Origin of the sequence: Pseudomonas marginalis (assembly GCF_900105325.1) — a bacterium.
Taxonomy (GTDB): Bacteria; Pseudomonadota; Gammaproteobacteria; order Pseudomonadales; family Pseudomonadaceae; genus Aquipseudomonas; species Aquipseudomonas marginalis.
This window is the reverse complement of the sequence record NZ_FNSU01000003.1, coordinates 3019041-3037011: the sequence shown is the minus strand read 5'-3', so window position 1 is coordinate 3037011 and position 17971 is coordinate 3019041. Positions and strand designations below refer to the sequence as shown.

Below are 17971 nucleotides of genomic sequence, written 5' to 3'. Positions count from 1 at the left end.
ATGCGAACGTGCCGTCGTGCTCTAACTGTATTGGCTCTCAGCCTCGCCCCGCTTGCGGTGTGGGCTGCGGTTCCTGTGGAAGATAGCAACTCTGGCTATAACAATAGCGGGAGCAGTTATCCGCCAGCGGGTTATGGCACGAATGGCGCCTATGCTGGGGGGGCGGCTACGTCCGCTCCCTCGGCACAGGGCGAACTGTTCAACCAGCTGCAACGCATGCAGGATCAATTGGCGCAGCAACAAGGCACCATTGAAGTTCTGCAAAATGAGGTGCGTCAGCTGAAGCAGGAAGGCCTGGAGCGTTACCAGGATCTTGATCGACGTATAGGAGCCGGTGTTACACCTGCCGCTACTCCTGATAATTCTTCTGCCGGTGGCGCGCCCAGCGCGGCTATCGGTGGTGCAGCAGCAGGGGCCGCCGCTGCGAGCCAAGCCCCTGCCGCCAGCAGTGAACCGGGTGATCCGGCGAAGGAAAAGCTGTATTACGATGCAGCCTTCGACCTGATCAAGGCCAAGGATTTCGATAAGGCCAGCAAAGCCTTTACCGCCTTCCTGGGCCGCTACCCAAACAGCCAGTACGCGGGCAACGCCCAATACTGGTTGGGCGAGGTGAATCTGGCAAAGGGTGATCTGCAGGGGGCGGGCCAGGCATTTGCCAAGGTCAGCCAGCTGTACCCCAAGCACGCCAAGGTGCCCGACTCGCTGTATAAACTCGCTGACGTAGAGCGCCGCCTGGGTCATACCGACAAGGTCAAAGGCATTCTGCAGCAGGTCGTAGCCCAATATCCGGGTACCTCCGCTGCACAGTTGGCCCAACGGGATCTGCAACGCTTGTAAGCGATGCAGCCGTTTAGAAGAAACCCGCGCCTGGCGCGGGTTTTTTCGTTAGAATCCACGCCCTTTTATGACACACGCTTCCTGGGGCCTACGCGTTGGCGGGGTTCCTTGAAGTGCCTGACGGAGGCGGACAGCCTGTTTAGCTGTTACGCCCGTGGCGACTATGCAAGACACATTACGCATCACCGAAGTTTTTTACTCGTTACAGGGTGAAACGCGAACCGCTGGCCTGCCCACGGTTTTTGTGCGCCTGACCGGTTGCCCCTTGCGTTGCCAATACTGTGACAGCGCCTACGCCTTCAGTGGCGGCACTGTGCGCACCCTCGAAGACATCCTGGAGCAGGTTGCCGGCTACCGGCCCCGCTACGTCTGTGTAACGGGTGGCGAGCCCCTGGCCCAGCCCAATGCCATCCCCTTGCTCAAACAGCTGTGTGATGCCGGTTACGAGGTCTCCCTGGAAACCAGTGGGGCCCTGGATATTTCCGCTGTAGACCCGCGTGTCAGCCGAGTGGTTGACCTCAAGACGCCGGGCTCCAAGGAAGTGCACCGCAACCGCTACGAGAACATCGAACTGCTGACGCCCAACGATCAGGTCAAGTTCGTGATTTGTTCCCGTGAAGACTACGACTGGGCCAATTCCAAGCTGATCCAGTACGGCCTTGACCGCCGTGCCGGTGAGGTATTGTTCTCTCCCAGCCACCACGACCTGAACGCGCGCGATCTGGCCGACTGGGTGGTTGCCGATAACCTGCCCGTACGCCTGCAATTGCAGCTGCATAAATACCTGTGGAACGACGAACCGGGGCGCTGAGATGACTGATCAAAAGCGCGCGGTCATCCTGCTGTCAGGTGGCCTCGATTCCGCAACGCTAGTGGCCATGGTTCGCGCCGAAGGTTACAGCTGTTACACCATGAGCTTCGACTACGGTCAGCGCCACCGCGCCGAGCTGGATGCAGCCGCCCGTGTGGCCCGAGACTTGGGCGTGGTCGAACACAAGGTGATTGGCCTGAACCTCGACGGCATGGGTGGCTCGGCCTTGACCGACAGCACTATCGACGTCCCTGAGGCCCCCACCCAAGGCATCCCGGTTACCTACGTACCGGCACGCAACACCGTGTTCCTGTCCCTGGCCCTGGGCTGGGCGGAGGTTCTGAGTGCCCGTGACATCTTCATCGGGGTTAACGCGCTTGATTACAACGGCTACCCGGACTGCCGCCCCGAATACGTCGAGTTGTTCGAGCGTATGGCCAATTTGGCGACAAAAGCCGGGGTAGAAGGGCAGGGTTTCCGGATCCAGGCACCGCTGCAAAACCTGAGCAAGGCCGCTATCGTGAAGGCTGGCGTAGGACTCGGTGTCGATTACTCGCTGACAGTTTCCTGCTATCAGACAGACGATGACGGCCGTGCCTGTGGGAAATGCGACAGCTGCCGGCTGCGTGCAGAGGGCTTCCAAATGGCCGGAATTACGGACCCGACGCGTTATTTCTGATTTATTTCAAATAAGGTGTTGAATAATCCTTAGAAATCAGTATTATACGCGCCACCACACAGCGGGTCGTTAGCTCAGTTGGTAGAGCAGTTGGCTTTTAACCAATTGGTCGTAGGTTCGAATCCCACACGACCCACCATTTTTGGCGGTTTAGAAAATCCGGAAGGCCCACGCAAGTGAGGATTTCCGGGTTTTTTTTTGCCTGCGATTTGGTGCTTACCTGCCGGTGCGCAATGCACCCAAGCTATACCAGCATTTGGCAAACCTCCCTGTTGACTCTCCTGTTACGGGCACACCCTATCCTGCCCGCTCGACTTTTCAGGATGAAGTGATGATGAGCAAGCGAGTACTGGTGATTCTGGGGCACCCCTCAACCGACAGTTTCTGTGGGGCATTGACCGACACCTATGTGAAGGCGGCCACAGAGGCCGGGCACGATGTGCGTCTGTTACGCCTGGATGCACTGCGGTTTGATCCAGTGCTGCACGATGGCTACAAACAGGTTCAGTTGCTGGAGCCCGATCTGCTCAAGGCCCAGGCCGATATCACGTGGGCTGAGCACCTGGCGTTTGTCTATCCCATCTGGTGGGGCGGAATTCCGGCCCTGATGAAAGGCTTCTTCGATCGAATATTCCTTCCCGGATTTGCCTTCAAGTATCGCGAAGGCAAAGCCTTTCCCGACAAGCTTTTGAAGGGGCGCACGGCCCACCTGCTGGTCACGATGGATACCCCGCCGTGGTACTACAAGTGGGTCTACTGCATGCCGGGCCTGCACCAGATGCGCAAGACTACCCTGGAGTTCTGCGGCATCAAACCATTGAAGACCCTCACGTTCGGGCCGATCCTCGGTTCCGGCGACTCCCAGCGCGAAGCCTGGCTCAAGCAAGCCCAGGCTATTGCTTGCCGCTGACATAGCCGTTGCACAGCATCGCCTTGCAGCAGGCGATGCCGGCTTTATCCCTGCCAATTACACTGCCTTTTGCCACCTTCGGGTTTCCGACCCCGTAGACATGTGTGAAGATGCGGCGCGCCAAAGTACGCGCCTCTTCTGCGCCATAAAAAAAGGACTTTTACATGTATATCGGCAAAGCTGCCCAGTTGTCGGGCACGACAGTCAAGACGATCCGCCACTATGAAGACATTGGTTTGCTGCCGCCGCCGGTGCGCGAAGGGAAGTATCGGGTCTATAGCCAGCAAAGCGTTGAGCTGCTGACGTTTATCAAATGCGCTCAGCAGTTGGGCTTCAAGCTCAAGGAAATGCAGGCGATCCTTCAGGATCACCGGGGCCAGGAGCTGCCGTGGGATTTGGCCAACCAGGCGATTGCGGATAAAAAGCTGGAACTGAAAAACCAGATCGAAGGCTTGCAAAGTATCTACGACGGCCTTGAACAGTTCGAGAGCAGCCTCAAGGACGCCCAGTATCAATGCCAGTTTGAACATCTTTCCAAAACGGCCTGAACGAACGTGCTGCATGACCTCATGAAGCGTTGTGTGCTGTTCGGAAACGCCGGCAACCCCTGGTTACTCAATGGCTATGGCCGGCGTCGTCCGTTCCAGCCTCTAGCTCAAGGCGCCCTCGCGTCCTGGGTGCTCGCGTTCATCAGTGCGCTGCTCGGGCACAATGGCTGCAAAGAACCACGGAGATATCAAGGTCACTAACAGGATGGTCATGACGCCGCTGGAGAAGAGGGCCAGCGCTACCAGTGTTCCCAAGTCAATGACCGGCTTGTAGGCGGAAAACAGCAGGGCAAGGAAGCCCACCGAGAAAATCACCACGTTGACCACTGTCGAACGCCCGACACTGTGCATCGCCGTCAGGATCGCCTCGTCCACGTGGATACCTTGCTGAACCAGCAGCTTGATGCGCGACAGCAGGTGCACCGCGTAATCCACCACACCCACGACCAGGAACGTCACCAGCGTCGTGCCGATATTCAGCTCGATGCCCAACAGGTACATAAAGCCATACACCGTCACCGACGTGGTCAGCAGCGTCAGCATGCCCAGAATGCCCAGCCGGACGGACTTCAGCCAGAACATCATCATCAGCGTGACCACCAGCAACGCGAGCGAGAAGCTCAGGACCTGGCCCTGGGTGATCTCGGCCAATATGCCGGTCCATATTTTTGGCGTACCGGCATGGGTAACCTGCAGATTGGCCGGCTTGTTTACCAGCAGCCAGGCGTCCAGGCGATCGAGCATGGCCTTGTAGTCGCTGGCCACCGAAGAGGTCATGGTGTAGAGCGTCAAGGCCTTGGAGTAGTCGGCATTCAGTACGTTCTGCAAGTCTGAACCACCGCCGTTCTCGAACATCATGATGTGTTGCTCGATAAGCGAGGTACCGTCGACCTCAAAGGTTTCCGCCTGCCCCTCATCGTTGACCGATGTCACCTGCTCCAGGGCCTGTGGGACCCGCAGGTACTCGGGGTTCATATCATTGAGCACCAGGTTCATGCGCTTGACGTAAGCCGCCACCGAATAGGTGTAACTGACGTTTGGCTGAGACTTGAGAAAATGATCGAGCTTGTCGAGGAACTGCACGGTCTCCGTGGTCAACGCCCCACGCGGGGTCTTGGTGTCGAACGCGATCCAGCCGGGGGACGTGCCCGCGATCCGGGAGCGGTTGATGAACTCATCGGACACGCGCACCGGGCTGTCTTTCTTGAAGTAGGCGATGCCCGAGTCTTCGATATCGACCATGAAGGTAAACACCGTCATCAGTGCCAACAACGGCAAGCTGACCAGCAGCACCGGTTTGCGCCAGCGGATCAGGCGGGCACAGAAAGCTACCAGGTAGCGCGAGATGATCGACTCTTTGTGCACGGTTTTACGCGGCGGCTGATCTTTGCCCCAGATGGAAATCCACGCCGGAATCAACAGCAGCGAGATGATCAGGGCGGCCGTCAGCCCGATGGACATGAACACCCCGAAGTTTCGGATGCTGACGATGTTGTTGGTGGTGGAGATCATAAAGGTGGCGATGGTGGTCACGGTGGTCAGCACCACCGGTACGACCATGCGGCGCATGGTCTCGCGGTTGGCCTCGCGGTACGTCTTGCCGGCATTGAGTTGCTCATAGTACTCAGCCATCACATGTATCGCGTCGGCGCAGCAGATGGTGAACAAAAATACCGGCAGCACACTGGTGAGCAGGTCGATGGGCACTTTTAACAAGGCCATCAGCCCCAGCGTCCAGATCGTGCAGAAGAGGATATTGAACAGCGGCAGGAACACACCCAGCGGCTTGCGAAAGAAAAACACCAGCATGGAAGTCACAAGCAGGAACACGATAGGAAACAGCAGCGCCAGGTCGTGATCGATGATCTCTTGTTGGGCTGCGATGAAGATCGGCGTCCCGGCAATAAACACTTCATCGGTGAATTGCGGATGTTTGCTCTGATAGTCCGCGACGATCTGGCGTACCTGCTGGTACGCCCGCAGTTGCGCCTGGGCGTCGTCCTGCTTGGTGCCCAGCTCGGCCACCACCACCGCGACTTTCTTGTCAGGGGAGACCACCCCGCCGACCATTTGCTCGTTGCCCATGATCTGCGCTTCGACGACCTGCGGGTCCATGTCCAGGCCGTGCAGGGTCTTGTGAATCCACAGTTCGCCATCGGCGCTCAGGCTGATGTTTTCCAGGTCGGCCATCGAGGCCATTTCCTTGATGGGGTTAATCCGCTCCGCCAGGAACGTCAGAAACTGCTGGTCTCGTTCTGCCCAGCCCTGGTTGCGGGCGTGATCGCGCAGGGCTTTGGCTTGGGCATAGTCGTTTTGGTTAAACCCGCCGCCGAGGATATCGCTGGCCAACAGTTGGGCGCGGCTGTCGTTTTCGTGCTGGCCGACAACACGGCGCAACTCGACTTCATCGTCGGCATTGGCCAGCATCAGCCGGCGAAGGGCCTGGGAGATTTCGAACTGCGCGTTGAGCGACTGCGTGTTAAATACACTGTGCGCATTGCTCTGGGCCACCATGACCGAGTCATAGGTGCCGGTGAACTCGTGCTGCAGGTCGATAATGGTTTTGCGCGCCGGGTGGCTTTCCTTGAGTAAGTAGGGGTTGGTGTCCGACATCAGCGAGCCGAGGGTATAGGTGAAGTAGGCCGTGATCGCCACCAGCACAAATACAATCGTGCGCGCATAGCGCTCAACGAAGTTCAGGTATCGTTCCATAGTTCAATCGGTTCCACGAAAGGCAGGCGCAGTATTCAGCGGGCGGATACGGCAAATTCAGGCAGGTCGCCGGTTTTCAGGCCGCGCTTGATTGCGGTCTGGTTGAACAGCCAATCGTCCAGTTCGACGTTGTACTGCAACTGGTTGAACCGCAGTTGGGAGCGCGTGCCGGCGATGAAGTCTTCGGTTTCGCTGAGGGTGATGCTGTCGATTTGATCGACCGTCTCGACTTTCAGCGTACGCATCTGCTTGAACATCACGCCTTTGACGTCGAAGAAATCCTGGCGCATGACCAGGTTGTTTTGCTTGTCGATCCACACCTTGAGCTGGTTGTAGCCAGTCTTGGCGAGAATCTGCGCAGACACCGGCGTGCGCTCGATGACGTAGCACTCGCGCCCGCCCATGGTCTCCTCGCCCACCAGTGTCTGGCGGTAGTCTTCGGCGCGGATCTTGTCCAAGTCCGCGTAGGAGTAATCGCTGCCCATAAACGCGCCACGCTTATCGGTGGTCGAGATCCGACGGGTCTGTCGGCTGACCGGCAGGTACATCCACTGGCTGTCCTCGGCATTCAGTGCTTCGTGGGGGTTTTCGATGTGGAAGGCGACGTTGCGCACATCGTTGGGCGCCGAGAAGTACATGGTGAACTTGTCACTGTCCGAGTAATCCTTTTGCAGGTAGCTGAACTCCCGCACCCGGCTATTGCCTTGCTTGTCGAGCAGGATCAACGACACCTGCGACATGAAACTCTTGCCGTCATTGCGGTCACGGGCCTGACGAATGATGTCGTCGGCGTTCGGGGCGGCCAATGCCCCCATGCTGGTCAGCATCAGGAGGCTGGCGGTCAAGACCTTGAGGGGCGGCAACATAGAATTTCCTTTTCTTGAAGAGGGTTTTATTGAGATCAGTTCAGGGCTCAGAACAGGTAGCCGGCGGACACGCGCAGTTGATCGCGTTGGCGGTACTGGCCAAAAGTGCGGTCTTCCTTGCCAAAAAACACATCCACCTCCAGGCCCAGCTTCAGCCAGTCCACTGGGGTGTAGGTGAAGATGCCTTGCAGCAAAGCGTCGTCTTTGGCAGGCGGTGACATGGCCAGGACCAGGCGGGACTTGAGGCGGTCACGCAGGTGATTGCCCTCGGCGGACAGGGTGAACAACGGCTGGCGTTTGTCCTGCACCATGCCCATTTGCCAGTCCAGTAACTGCTGCTCCTGCCATTGCACGGAAATCAGCCAGTTGCGCAGCAGGTAGTCGACCCCCAGCAATGACTTGACCATTGGGCTCTGGCTGCTGCCGCGGGTGCGGTAGGGGTTGGTGACGTGCCAGCGGTCGAAGTAGGCCACCTCGCTGCGCACCACGAAGCTGTGGCCGGCATCGATCGCCAGGCCTGCGCCGCCCATGCTGTAACGTGGGAACTGGCGCTCCAGGAGCACGCGCTGATCGTCGGCGATGCCTTCGACCGCATACACCGGGTCCTGCTGGCGGGCGTTGAGGGCGACAAAACTGGCGTCCACCGAGCCGATCCTGCCGTTGGCGCTCATGCCATAGGAAAAACCTTTCTGCCCGCTGTAGTCCGGCTTCGAATCGATCACGAACAGGTCCGGGTCCGGGACTGCGAACAGCGGTGCGTCGAACTCGCTGCCCTGGGCCGGTGCCTGGTTTTTCAGGAAGTCGGTGATCCACAGGGCTTCCACTTCCCACTCGCCCACGGGCTGGGTCAGGCGCACCATCGGCACGGCGATGCGGCTGTCTTCAAGCAAGGCCGTGACCCCTTCGCGATAGTCGATGGGGTTGACCTGGTCCAGCACCCGCAGTTCGTCGGCGCGGCCCCAGACCACTTGCTGCCAACCTACGGTGACTTCACCGTCGCCCAGGTACTGGCCCCAGTAGAGGTGTCGCCAGTCGGCACTGAAGCGGTATTCATCCCGTGCCTCCTGGCTGTAAGGGTTATGCCCGTCATAGCGCGCGTCGTAGCGCACCCGGCCCTTGGCCTTGTAGTAGCCGCTGTCCCAGTTGTCTTCCAGGTTGGCCTTGAAATACGCCGCCTTCTGGGTGACAGGATCGTCGCCGTGCAGGCGCAAGGCACTGGCCAGTCCTACTTCCGCATCGGCATGGGCGGGCAACAGGTCTGCACCGGCCAGTCGCGGCGCCAGCGATACCAGGCCGAGCAACAGGCTGCGCGTGAACAATGCTGTGCTCATGACTACATCCCCAACCCGGCGCCGCCATCGATCATCAGGCTCTGGGCCGTGACCCCGGAGGCCTCAGGGCTGACCAGGTAACGCACCATGGCGGCGACTTCGTCGGCCTGGATAAAACGGCGCAAGGGCAGCTTTTTCTTGGCATTGCGCAGGATTTGCTCCTGGCTGATCCCGGCAATACTGGCTTGCGTTGCCAGCTCGCCCTGCAGCATCGGCGTATCGATCCAGGCTGGCAGAATCGCGTTCACGGTAATTCGGCGCGGCGCCAGGTCCAGTGCCAGAGCCTTGGTCATGCCGATAATGCCGTGCTTGGAGGCACAGTACGCGGTGTTGCGGACCTTGCCGATGCGACCAAGGATCGACGACAAGTTGATGATGCGGCCGCGATCCGCCAGCAGTGGCAGGCACAGCGAGGTGACATAAAAGGTGCCGTTCAGATTGACGGAAATCACCTTGTGCCAGTTGTCCAGGTCCTCTGGTTCATTCTCGTTGCAGACCCCGGCGCTGTTGACCAGTACATCGATAAAACCGAGGCGCGCCGACAGGTCGTTGAATAACCCCTGCACGCTGGCAAGGTCAGCGATATCGACGCCATGGGTCTCGACGCTCGCGGCAAAGGTTGCGGCGCCGACCCAGTCCTGCAGCGATGCCACGTCACGGTCCACCAGGATCAAGCGGTGGGCCGGGTCGTTGGCGAAATGTTCCGCCACTGCCCGGCCGATACCGTTGGCGGCGCCGGTAATCAAAAACGTTCTGGGTGTATTCATGGCATTTTCAGCCCGCCGTTGACCGACAGTACTTCGCCGGTCACATAGGTTGCGCGCTCGGCGAGGTACAGCACGGCTTCGGCAATGTCCTCCGGCACGGCAAAACGCTTGATCAACAGTCGCGACTGCACTTCCTGCTCGTGGGTTTCGAGCAAGGCGGCGGTCATGTCGGTGCTGACGATTCCCGGTGCGACCGCGTTGACGCGGATATTGCGCGGTGCCAACTCAACCGCCAGGGCGCGTGTCAGTGCCTCCACACCGCCCTTGGCGGCGGCGTAGCTGCTTTGCCCTTTGCCAGGCTTTTGCGCAGCCACTGAACTGAGGTTGATGATGCAGCCTTGACGCTGGCGCATCATGCCGGGCACCACCTGCTGGCAGCAGAGCAGAGTGCCGATCAGGTTGGTCTGGATCACCGCGCAGATGGCCTCGGTGGAGAGTGTCGCCAGCAATCCATCGCGCGTGATGCCGGCGTTATTGACCAGCAGGTCGATGCGCTCGAAGCGCTGTTCAACCTGTTCGAAAAACACCTTGATGCTGTGGGCGTCACTGATGTCGCACTGCGCCGTGAAGCATTCGCCACCGAGCTTTTCGACTTCATCACGTACCGCCAGGGCCGCCGCTTCGTCACGCACGTAGTTGAACGCGACCTGGTAGCCGGCCTCGACCAGTGCCAGGACGACCGCTTTGCCGATGCCGCGACTGCCTCCGGTGACTACCGCTGTTTTAGAAGACATGGCCGTTCCTTAGAGTGAGTTGTGGGTCTTGAACTGCGCCAGGCCAAAGCCATGGATCGCCGCCAAGGCACGAATCTGCTGCACTTGCTCGCGGCTGATGTCGCCGTAGGAGTAATGCTGGGTGATCCCCGCCAGGCCCATGAGCACAGACTCGGCCATGCAGGCATACAACTGGCCCTGTTTCAGGTAGGCCCGCACATTCGGCGCCAACCCATCGTCGAATGGCGTCTGCACGATGCCGCCGTGCATGTACAGCACGTCGCTGCGCTGGCTATTGATCGCCTGATCAACGTTCAACGGCACGGCGATGTCACAGATCACGCTGTGTTCGGCAAAATGCCCGGCGTCGAGAAACGGCTGCGCCGCGTTTGCCGCACACAGGACGATGCGCGCCTGCTTGAGGGCATGCAGGTCATCGGTGACGGTAATGAACGCGTTGGCACCAAGTCGCTCCTGCACCAGGCGCGAGACCTGCAACCCCAGCTGTGTGCTGTTGCCGTATTCGCTCAGCAGTGCACGGATACCGTCGATTTTGAGCAGGCGCTGCGCCAGCAGATCCTCGGTGGCCGTGCCCTTGATAATCGAGCGGGCAGCGTCGGCGTAGATCAGTTGAGCGGTTTTTTCCAGGCGGCGTACCGAGCCATCGCGGCCGCTGCCGATCAGGATCAAGTGGTCGACCGTGGCTGACAGCAGCGACGCATAGGTCGACGCCACGTTGCCGGCCGCGCCGACCACGGCCGCCGTCTGCGCCTGCAGCTCCAGCCCCTGTTGCTTGCAGCCTTGCTCGATGGCTTCCAGGCCCATGCCGATGGTCAAGGCGTTGCCGGAGGTCAGCGCCATGTCCGGGATTTTCAGGGCCTGGCAGTTGTTGGTCACGATGGAGGTATACATACCCAGGCCCGCGACGCGGTAGCCATCGGCGCGGGCATCCAGGATGCGATTGCCGACTTCTTTGCGAATCACGTCGAGGTCGCCGCTGATGATGTAGTCCGCCATGGCGTTGGAGTCCATGCACAGCGGGTACAACGTGAACTCCACGGCCATGCCCAATTGCGAGCGGATCACCACCGGGCCCACGGGGGCTGCCCGGCGTTCCGGCGCAGTGCGTTGCATGAACACACGTTTTTGCTCGGTGCTCAGTTGGCCCAGGGAAGGGTCGACATCACCGAGGATGTCGGCATCGATCAAATGATTGATAAAGGCCACGCGGGCGACGATGGGGGTGTCCTGCGGGGCATTGGCATGGGCGGTGACCTGGAAGCCGGTGTCGCGGGGCGCCACAGCGGGGATCAAGTCATGACAAATGGTGGCGGCCAGCGGGAATGCATCCCCGCGTTGCAACAGGTCACAGACCTTCTGCAAGGCTTTGATCAGCCCGTCGATCTCGGCGAAGCTGATGCAGGCGGGCGGTTCCAGGCGGATCACATTGGAGTTGCTGCCCGACGGCGCCACGCGCAGGGCTTCGAATTGCAGCAGGTAGCCGGCAATCAGGTAACCCAAGGCATCGTTGTATTGGGCCGACGCCTGTACCAGCGAGCTGTTGGTGCTCTGGTCGTGCAGTTCAATGCCGAGCAACAGCCCGCGACCTCGCACGTCGGCGATCACCCCGGGGTAGGCCGCCTTCAACTCAAGCAGCGAGGCCTTGAGGTATTCGCCCTTGGTGTGCACGTCCTTGAGCATCGCCTGGTCATCGGCGAACAGACGATTGAGCGCCGCCAGGGCGATATGGCAGGAGGCGTCGTCTTCGGCGAAGGTCGAGCTGTGGATATAGCTGAAGTCTTTCTCATAGTGGCTGCTGCGAATCACGGTGGCCGCAATCTTCATCAAGCCACCACCCAGAGCCTTGGACAGGCAGTAGTAGTCGCCTTGCAGATTGAAATGACTGCTGGCCAGGAAGGTGCCGGTACGACCGAAACCGGATTGCACCTCGTCGATGATCAGCGGGCACTGCTGCTCATTGCACAGGCGGCGCAGGGCTTTATAAAAATCGGCCGCGAACTCGATGATGCCGCCTTCGCCCTGGATAGGCTCCATCAATACGGCGGTGATTGCGCTGAACGTATCACGCTTGACCAGCAGTTGATCGCCGCACCATTGCACGTTCAGCCAATGGCGGGTGTGGCGCGCCGGCAGCTCCTGGAGTTGATGGGGTTGCTGGGGGTCAATGAACTCCACGTTCAGGCCGAAGCGCGCGAACGGCTGGCGATACTGTCGGCCATAGGTCAGTTGTACCGTGTTGACCAACTTGCCGTGAAAACTGCCGCGCAACGCGATGAACACCGGCTCGACGTGCAGCTCGGCGAGGTTGTGCTGACGCACCGCCTCAACCACCTGGCGCACCGTGGCCGTGGTCAGGTGGGCAGGCAGCAGGCCTGCCGGCAAGTCGAGGTCAGTCACATCCACTTCGCGGTAGGCGCGGTCGCTGGAGGTCAGTTGGGCCAGGGTAAAGTCCAGTTCGTCGAACTGGCGCTGCAGGTTTTTCTGGCGGTGAAACTCGGCGTGCTTGACGGCAATTTCTACTGCTTCGGCACCGCTGTTGGAAAAGGTCGAGATGTACGGTTCGTTGTTCTTCAATTCACGATTGAAGGCTTCGCTCAACGCGCGTCCCAGCGTACCGGCCGTGGCGCGGACCGACATCTGGGCGTTAAAAGGCACGTCATTGCGCAGCAGTGTGCAGAGCTGTTCGACAAACTGCGGGTCGTTATGGCCAAACAAGGCCGCGCCGTAGCCCCCGAGGAAATCGGTGACGGTCACTTCGTCACCCTGGCGGTTGCGGTAGAACAATTTGCTGCCCAGTGCCCGTTTGAACTCACACTCAAGCCCCAGGGCCTGAAGCAGATCGACAAACTTGGGGCGAACAAAATCACGGTAATCCATCACAGCCATGTCCTTTAAAAGAGGGAGGGGGGTACACACACGTCAGGCGCTGTTGGCCTGTTCGCTGTACTTCAATTGGTAGCAAGCGCTGAAACCGTTGTCGTCGCGGTTGAGCACCAGGCCATCGTCGAGCCGCGTCGAGCAGGGAGCCCCCAGCACAAACGGCAACTGCGCGGCCACGGGTTGGCTTAATCCGGCAATCGGTGGCACACGCTGGGCGAGCAGGGCGCAGCGGGCCAGGATCAGGTCCGCCAGGCTGGGAGCCGCACTCAGCAGGCCGGTCAGCGGTACGCCACTGGTGATGTGGGCGGCGCCGGTTCGGGCCAGTGTGTGGCTCAACTGTCGGTCTTTGTCGGGCGTGCCGGTGCCGCTGCACACCAGCACGTCGACTTGCTGGTCTGGCAGGTTCAAGTGCTCGATCGCGGCGTCGGCGGTCATTGTCTGCAGGCAGACCTGGGGTTCATCGCCCAGATCCTCGCGACGGCGCAGGACCAGGGCCGCCGCGCCTTCGCCAGCGATACCGCCGGTGCCGTGCGCATCGAAAGCGCGCAGGGTGTCCGAACCGTCGGCGCTGATCGTGCCGGCCTGCACCAGGGCGCTGAGTGCCAGCGCATCGAGTTCGCTGCCCGCACCGACGATGATCGCCACGTCAATTCGTCCGCTCTGCAACGCGGCGCACGCTTCACGCAAGGCCGCCAGGTTGCCGGAGACCCCTTGCATGTAGGCGTTGCATTCACACTCAAGCTTGAGCGCCAGGCTGACCACGCCCAGGAGGATATTGCTCAGGCCCTTGAGCACCAGGAACGGGTCCTGTGCCCGCTCGTGCAAGATACGCCGGGCCAGGTGCTGCATGTCGGCACCTTCGCCCTGGCGGCATTCGTGGAGCAACTCGCCGTAGGACGCCAGTGACGGGTGGGTATAGCCACCCTGGCAGCAATAGAGGCCGTAGGTCAGGCCGTCGGCGCCCGGCGTCAGTTGGGCTTCGGCCAGTGCCTGTCGAACGGCGCTGACGCCCCAGATGACGGCGGGCGTGCAGTAACGTTGCAGATTTTGGGCGAGGTCCTGGCGACTGCGCTGGTGATCGTCATAGTGAATCTGCCCGAAAGCCGTGACCCGTTCACTGTGAAACTGCAAAGAGCGCAAGGGCTTGATCCCGCTGCGCGACTCACAGGCCGCCGACCAGAAGGCGTCCACGCCCCAGCCGCTGGCCAGGACACAGCCGCTGCCGGCAATGGCGATGGGGGGCGGTACGCCGCTCATTGCGCGTGCTCCTGGTATTTGCCCAGCACCAGGCAGGTATTGAGCCCACCGAAGCCGAATGAATTGCTGAGTGCCACATCGACCCGGCGGTTGACGGTCTGATGGGCGCAGTAGTCCAGGTCACAGTCGTCGGCGGCACTGTGCAGGTTGAGGGTCGGGGTAATCCTGTCCTGTTGGCAGGCCAGTGCGGTGACGATGAGTTCGGGGGCGCCGGCGGCCGCGATCAAGTGGCCGAATTGGGATTTATTGGCGCTCATCGCCAGCCGTCGATAGTGCTCGTCCTGGGCGAACACCGACTTGATCGCCAGGGTTTCGGCGGCATCGTTGAGCGGGGTGGAGGTGCCGTGGGCGTTGATCAGGTCCACCTGTTGCGGGCGGATGCCGGCGTCGTGCAAGGCGGTCTGCATCGCCAGGGCGGCGCCTCGCCCTTGCGGGTCGGGCGCGGTGACCTTATAGCCGTCCAGGCTGCTGCCGAAACCCAGCACTTCGGCATAGGGCACGGCGCCACGGGCAAGTGCCCGCTCGAGGGTTTCGAGCACCACAAAACCTGCGCCCTCACCGGCAACCAGACCGCTGCGATGGCGATCGAACGGGCGGCAAAGCCCGGTGCCCCAGCGTTGCTCGCTGCTCGCCGCACCCAATAGGTAAAGCGCGGTCATGGTGTCCAGGCTCAGCACCGAATCGGCGCCGCCAGCGATAGCGACGTCGACTTCTCCCCGGCGGATCATCTGGAATGCGTTGCCGATGGCCTGGGAAGCCCCGGCACAGGCGCTGCTGATGTTGATCACCGGGCCTTCGCAACCGATGTCGTCGGCGATCACCCGGGCCAGGCGGTCGTTGCTCTGGCACAACGAGTGGGCGGCATCGACCTGCTCAGCCTTGGCCATCAAGTAGCGCCAGGCCGGAGGGGCATTCGGCTCATCGGCGACGGTCAGCAGCATGTCCTGGATCTTGTGCGCCGGTGCGCCGGAAGCACACAGCACGGCGGCATCCCGCAACTGCGCGGGGCTCAGGCCGCTGTCGCTGATGGCTTGGCTGGCCGCCACCCAACCCAACTGGCTGCGTTTTTCCAGGGGCGTCTGCCAGGCGCGGTGACCTTGCAGGTAGTCCGGTAGTTGGCGGGTGTCCACCGGCGCCGCGTAGCGCACCGGGAAGGTGCCGTCGGCCACGCCTTCGGGCTGCCAGGGGCGGATGCAGTGCTCACCGAGCAGCATCTGCGCCCACATGGTTTGCCATTCGAAACCGAAACCGGTCACGGCACCCAGGCCGGTGATCACAATCCTTGGTGGACTCATGCCTGTTTCTCCATGGCTTCATTGACCAGTAATACGGCGCCCCAATGGCCCGTACGGCTGTGATTGAGCAGCAGCGTGTAGCCATCGTGTTGATCGTGAAGGGCCAGGGCAATTTCAGTCAGCAGGGCGCTGGCGCCCAGGTTGCCGGTCATGGGCTGGCAGCTGTGGAGAATCGCCTGGGTGTCTGTGAGTAGACGCGCCAGGGATGGGGTGTCAGGCGCGGCGACAATATGGGCTACGTCGCGCAAACCCAGTTTTTCTCTGCTTAATGTCTGTTGGATGACCTTGCTCGCCACGGCGTGGGAACGTTCGGGCGAGGCGCTGTAGCCACGGGCGAAGCCGGCGATGCGCAGGGCGCGTGCACCGTTTGCAGGAGGGCAGGCGGTCAGCAACAGCGCTGCGGCGCCTTCGCCGTAAACGTCCGGGGTCGCGAGAGGAGGGCGTTCGGTGGTGTCGCGCAGGTACAGGGCCGGCGAGAGATTCGGGCTACTGCTGACCACGACCCCTGCATCGGCACGCCCCTCGGCGATATGTTCGAAGGCCTCGATCAGCGCGTCGACCCCGGCATTACTCTGTGAGCAGAAACCGCCCATCGGACCATGGCAGTGCAACGCTTCGGCGACATAGGCCATGACGCTGCTGTTGAGCATCATCAGGGCGTGCAGCGGCGGGGTATAGGCAAACAGTTGCGCGAGCAGCGCATCCGGTTGCTCGGCGATGGCCTGCACGGCCTCCCAGCAGGAACTGGGGCCGTCCACTTCCGGGATGGCAGCCATCAGCGCCACCCGCTCGCCAGGCAGCTGCAAGTCCTTCAACGGGCCGGCAATCTGCCCGGCGCAGTACAGCAGCCGAGCGCCCTGAGGTTCGACACTGCGTTGAATCTTGCGGTCGAACACCGTGGTCGGCAAGCGCGGTACGCTCACGGGGTACGCCAGCTGGTCCGGGGCAAAATCCAGCGGTTGTGCCGCCTGCACCGGGCCGTGCAAGTCGGTGCACTCAGTGCCGGCGTGGTTGAACACCGAAGCGGCGATCAGGTAGACGGGTTTTGCTTGAAGGCTGTTCATCTCATGCTTTTCCCAAAACCAGCGAACTGTTGACGCCACCGAAACCGAACGAATTGGACAGCACCACATCGATGGGCTGGCGCTGCGTTTCGGTCAGGAAATTCAACTCAGGGAACTCGGCGTTTGCCGGGTCATAGTTAAGGGTGGGTAGCAGCACGCCCTGTTGCAGGCTCATCAGTGACAGCACCGCCTCGATCGCGCCGCTGGCCGCAAGGGAGTGGCCGATCGCCGATTTGTTGGCTGTGAAGGTCATCGTGCTTACGCCGGTGCCGAATACCTGCGCAATCGCCAGGGCTTCACTGCGATCATTGGCCTGGGTCGACGTGCCATGGGTATTGACGTGATCCACCGCGTCGCAGCCCAGGCCTGCATGGGCGAGTGCTGCCTTCATGCAATGGGCGTAATGGCTGCCATCGCGGCTGCTGGAGGTGATCTTCTGCGCTTCGCAATAGTTGGCGTAACCCAGGACGCGGCCGATTGGCGTGGCCTTGCGGCGCTCGGCATGTTCCCTGGACTCCAGCACGATCATCGCCGCGCCCTCGCTGAGGACGAACCCGCAACGGTCGTTCATGAACGGGCGGCTCTGTTGTTCGGGCGCGAGGTCGGCACGTTGGCAAATGGCGCCCAGGCCGTCGAAGCTGTAATACGACAGTTCATGGGCCATCAACTCGACGGCGCCACATAGGGCCAGGTCGATGTCACCGCGCTCAATGGCGCGAAACGCGGCGCCGATTGCCATGGTGCCGGCCGCGCAGGCATCGGAGTGGGTGCTGATATGGTCGCGAATGCCGAGCAGGCGGGCGATGTGCACCGTCTGCTGGTCGATCCGACGAGCGAATGGGCCGCCCACCAGGGTGTGGTTGTCCAGGTAGCGATCCAGGTCGACGCTGCCGACGTCGTCCATATAACGGCTGGCCTCTTGCAGGTCACGGCTTACACAATGCTTGTTGGCGCCGAGGAACACGCCGCTGGGCACGCGGGCGAAGTCGGCGCGAACCAGGCCTGCCTGCTGCAGCGCCTGCCTGGCCACGAACTCGGCGAGCAGGCTCTGGCGCGGCAGGGTTGTGTCACCCGTCGCCACTTGTGCGCTGATGGCTTGCCATTGAACGGGGTCAATGTAACCCGCGGCGCTCGCCGCAAAACCCAACTCGGCAAACACCGGGTGTTGGCGAATGCACGAACGCTTTGCGCCGATCTGCGCAAACAGCGTTGCAGCGTCCAGTGCCGTGGGCGCTACCAACCCATAGCCCGTGACTAAAACCTCTCGCGGCCCCATGCAG

Annotated in this window: 15 protein-coding genes and 1 tRNA gene; 6 read left to right on the top strand and 10 right to left on the bottom strand. The window is 61.1% G+C overall.

Going from position 1 to position 17971, the window contains the following annotated elements; translation table 11 throughout:
• From ybgF to BLW22_RS23265, 6 genes are all read left to right on the top strand, one after another.
• Nucleotides 1-837, top strand: a complete 837-nt coding sequence (gene ybgF, locus BLW22_RS23290; RefSeq protein ID WP_027605544.1) for a tol-pal system protein YbgF — start codon at nucleotides 1-3, stop codon at nucleotides 835-837.
• A gap of 163 nt (nucleotides 838-1000) precedes the next feature.
• The gene (gene queE / locus BLW22_RS23285; protein ID WP_027605545.1) at nucleotides 1001-1648 is read left to right on the top strand and encodes a 7-carboxy-7-deazaguanine synthase QueE; all 648 of its coding nucleotides are present in this window, start codon (nucleotides 1001-1003) and stop codon (nucleotides 1646-1648) included.
• A gap of 1 nt (nucleotide 1649) precedes the next feature.
• On the top strand, nucleotides 1650-2327 hold the full coding sequence (gene queC / locus BLW22_RS23280; protein WP_074847542.1) for a 7-cyano-7-deazaguanine synthase QueC: 678 nt from the start codon (nucleotides 1650-1652) through the stop codon (nucleotides 2325-2327).
• A 63-nt stretch (nucleotides 2328-2390) separates the two neighbouring features.
• Nucleotides 2391-2466 (top strand) — tRNA-Lys (locus tag BLW22_RS23275).
• Nucleotides 2467-2658: 192 nt separating this feature from the next.
• Nucleotides 2659-3237 carry an NAD(P)H-dependent oxidoreductase gene (locus BLW22_RS23270; RefSeq protein WP_065925899.1) on the top strand — a complete coding sequence of 193 codons (579 nt, stop codon included), beginning with the start codon at nucleotides 2659-2661 and terminating at the stop codon, nucleotides 3235-3237.
• A gap of 164 nt (nucleotides 3238-3401) precedes the next feature.
• Nucleotides 3402-3785 carry a MerR family transcriptional regulator gene (locus BLW22_RS23265; protein ID WP_074847541.1) on the top strand — a complete coding sequence of 128 codons (384 nt, stop codon included), beginning with the start codon at nucleotides 3402-3404 and terminating at the stop codon, nucleotides 3783-3785.
• Nucleotides 3786-3887: 102 nt separating this feature from the next.
• On the opposite strand, the gene BLW22_RS23260 is transcribed toward BLW22_RS23265, so the two are convergent.
• Genes BLW22_RS23260 through BLW22_RS23215 form a run of 10 tightly spaced genes read right to left on the bottom strand, consistent with a single transcriptional unit; the run spans nucleotide 3888 to nucleotide 17967 of the window.
• Nucleotides 3888-6497 carry an efflux RND transporter permease subunit gene (locus tag BLW22_RS23260; RefSeq protein ID WP_074847540.1) on the bottom strand — a complete coding sequence of 870 codons (2610 nt, stop codon included), beginning with the start codon at nucleotides 6495-6497 and terminating at the stop codon, nucleotides 3888-3890.
• 35 nt (nucleotides 6498-6532) lie between these two features.
• Nucleotides 6533-7363, bottom strand: coding sequence for an outer membrane lipoprotein-sorting protein (locus BLW22_RS23255; RefSeq protein ID WP_074847539.1), 831 nt, complete (start codon nucleotides 7361-7363; stop codon nucleotides 6533-6535).
• A 47-nt stretch (nucleotides 7364-7410) separates the two neighbouring features.
• Nucleotides 7411-8694 carry a DUF1302 family protein gene (locus BLW22_RS23250; protein WP_074847538.1) on the bottom strand — a complete coding sequence of 428 codons (1284 nt, stop codon included), beginning with the start codon at nucleotides 8692-8694 and terminating at the stop codon, nucleotides 7411-7413.
• A 2-nt stretch (nucleotides 8695-8696) separates the two neighbouring features.
• Nucleotides 8697-9461 carry an SDR family NAD(P)-dependent oxidoreductase gene (locus BLW22_RS23245; protein ID WP_074847537.1) on the bottom strand — a complete coding sequence of 255 codons (765 nt, stop codon included), beginning with the start codon at nucleotides 9459-9461 and terminating at the stop codon, nucleotides 8697-8699.
• Nucleotides 9458-10195, bottom strand: coding sequence for a 3-oxoacyl-ACP reductase family protein (locus tag BLW22_RS23240; protein WP_074847536.1), 738 nt, complete (start codon nucleotides 10193-10195; stop codon nucleotides 9458-9460). The genes BLW22_RS23245 and BLW22_RS23240 overlap by 4 nt, the downstream gene beginning before the upstream one ends.
• 9 nt (nucleotides 10196-10204) lie before the next feature.
• Nucleotides 10205-13072 (bottom strand): aminotransferase class III-fold pyridoxal phosphate-dependent enzyme, encoded by a 2868-nt coding sequence (locus BLW22_RS23235; RefSeq protein ID WP_074847535.1) that lies wholly within the window; start codon nucleotides 13070-13072, stop codon nucleotides 10205-10207.
• A gap of 42 nt (nucleotides 13073-13114) precedes the next feature.
• Nucleotides 13115-14332 carry a beta-ketoacyl synthase N-terminal-like domain-containing protein gene (locus BLW22_RS23230; protein ID WP_074847534.1) on the bottom strand — a complete coding sequence of 406 codons (1218 nt, stop codon included), beginning with the start codon at nucleotides 14330-14332 and terminating at the stop codon, nucleotides 13115-13117.
• Nucleotides 14329-15627 (bottom strand): beta-ketoacyl-[acyl-carrier-protein] synthase family protein, encoded by a 1299-nt coding sequence (locus tag BLW22_RS23225; RefSeq protein ID WP_074847533.1) that lies wholly within the window; start codon nucleotides 15625-15627, stop codon nucleotides 14329-14331. The genes BLW22_RS23230 and BLW22_RS23225 overlap by 4 nt, the downstream gene beginning before the upstream one ends.
• Nucleotides 15624-16691 (bottom strand): beta-ketoacyl-[acyl-carrier-protein] synthase family protein, encoded by a 1068-nt coding sequence (locus tag BLW22_RS23220; protein WP_074847532.1) that lies wholly within the window; start codon nucleotides 16689-16691, stop codon nucleotides 15624-15626. The genes BLW22_RS23225 and BLW22_RS23220 overlap by 4 nt, the downstream gene beginning before the upstream one ends.
• Before the next feature lies 1 nt (nucleotide 16692).
• Complete coding sequence (locus BLW22_RS23215) at nucleotides 16693-17967, bottom strand: beta-ketoacyl-[acyl-carrier-protein] synthase family protein (protein ID WP_074847531.1); 1275 nt, start codon at nucleotides 17965-17967, stop codon at nucleotides 16693-16695.
• Nucleotides 17968-17971: the final 4 nt, after the last annotated feature.

Excerpts from the sequence above, each read along its gene's own strand:
- ybgF (WP_027605544.1), top strand. The coding sequence starts at position 1 with ATGCGAACGTGCCGTCGTGCTCTAACTGTATTGGCTCTCAGCCTCGCC.
- queE (WP_027605545.1), top strand. The coding sequence starts at position 1,001 with ATGCAAGACACATTACGCATCACCGAAGTTTTTTACTCGTTACAGGGT.
- queC (WP_074847542.1), top strand. The coding sequence starts at position 1,650 with ATGACTGATCAAAAGCGCGCGGTCATCCTGCTGTCAGGTGGCCTCGAT.
- BLW22_RS23270 (WP_065925899.1), top strand. The coding sequence starts at position 2,659 with ATGATGAGCAAGCGAGTACTGGTGATTCTGGGGCACCCCTCAACCGAC.
- BLW22_RS23265 (WP_074847541.1), top strand. The coding sequence starts at position 3,402 with ATGTATATCGGCAAAGCTGCCCAGTTGTCGGGCACGACAGTCAAGACG.
- BLW22_RS23260 (WP_074847540.1), bottom strand. The coding sequence starts at position 6,497 with ATGGAACGATACCTGAACTTCGTTGAGCGCTATGCGCGCACGATTGTA.
- BLW22_RS23255 (WP_074847539.1), bottom strand. The coding sequence starts at position 7,363 with ATGTTGCCGCCCCTCAAGGTCTTGACCGCCAGCCTCCTGATGCTGACC.
- BLW22_RS23250 (WP_074847538.1), bottom strand. The coding sequence starts at position 8,694 with ATGAGCACAGCATTGTTCACGCGCAGCCTGTTGCTCGGCCTGGTATCG.
- BLW22_RS23245 (WP_074847537.1), bottom strand. The coding sequence starts at position 9,461 with ATGAATACACCCAGAACGTTTTTGATTACCGGCGCCGCCAACGGTATC.
- BLW22_RS23240 (WP_074847536.1), bottom strand. The coding sequence starts at position 10,195 with ATGTCTTCTAAAACAGCGGTAGTCACCGGAGGCAGTCGCGGCATCGGC.
- BLW22_RS23235 (WP_074847535.1), bottom strand. The coding sequence starts at position 13,072 with ATGGATTACCGTGATTTTGTTCGCCCCAAGTTTGTCGATCTGCTTCAG.
- BLW22_RS23230 (WP_074847534.1), bottom strand. The coding sequence starts at position 14,332 with ATGAGCGGCGTACCGCCCCCCATCGCCATTGCCGGCAGCGGCTGTGTC.
- BLW22_RS23225 (WP_074847533.1), bottom strand. The coding sequence starts at position 15,627 with ATGAGTCCACCAAGGATTGTGATCACCGGCCTGGGTGCCGTGACCGGT.
- BLW22_RS23220 (WP_074847532.1), bottom strand. The coding sequence starts at position 16,691 with ATGAACAGCCTTCAAGCAAAACCCGTCTACCTGATCGCCGCTTCGGTG.
- BLW22_RS23215 (WP_074847531.1), bottom strand. The coding sequence starts at position 17,967 with ATGGGGCCGCGAGAGGTTTTAGTCACGGGCTATGGGTTGGTAGCGCCC.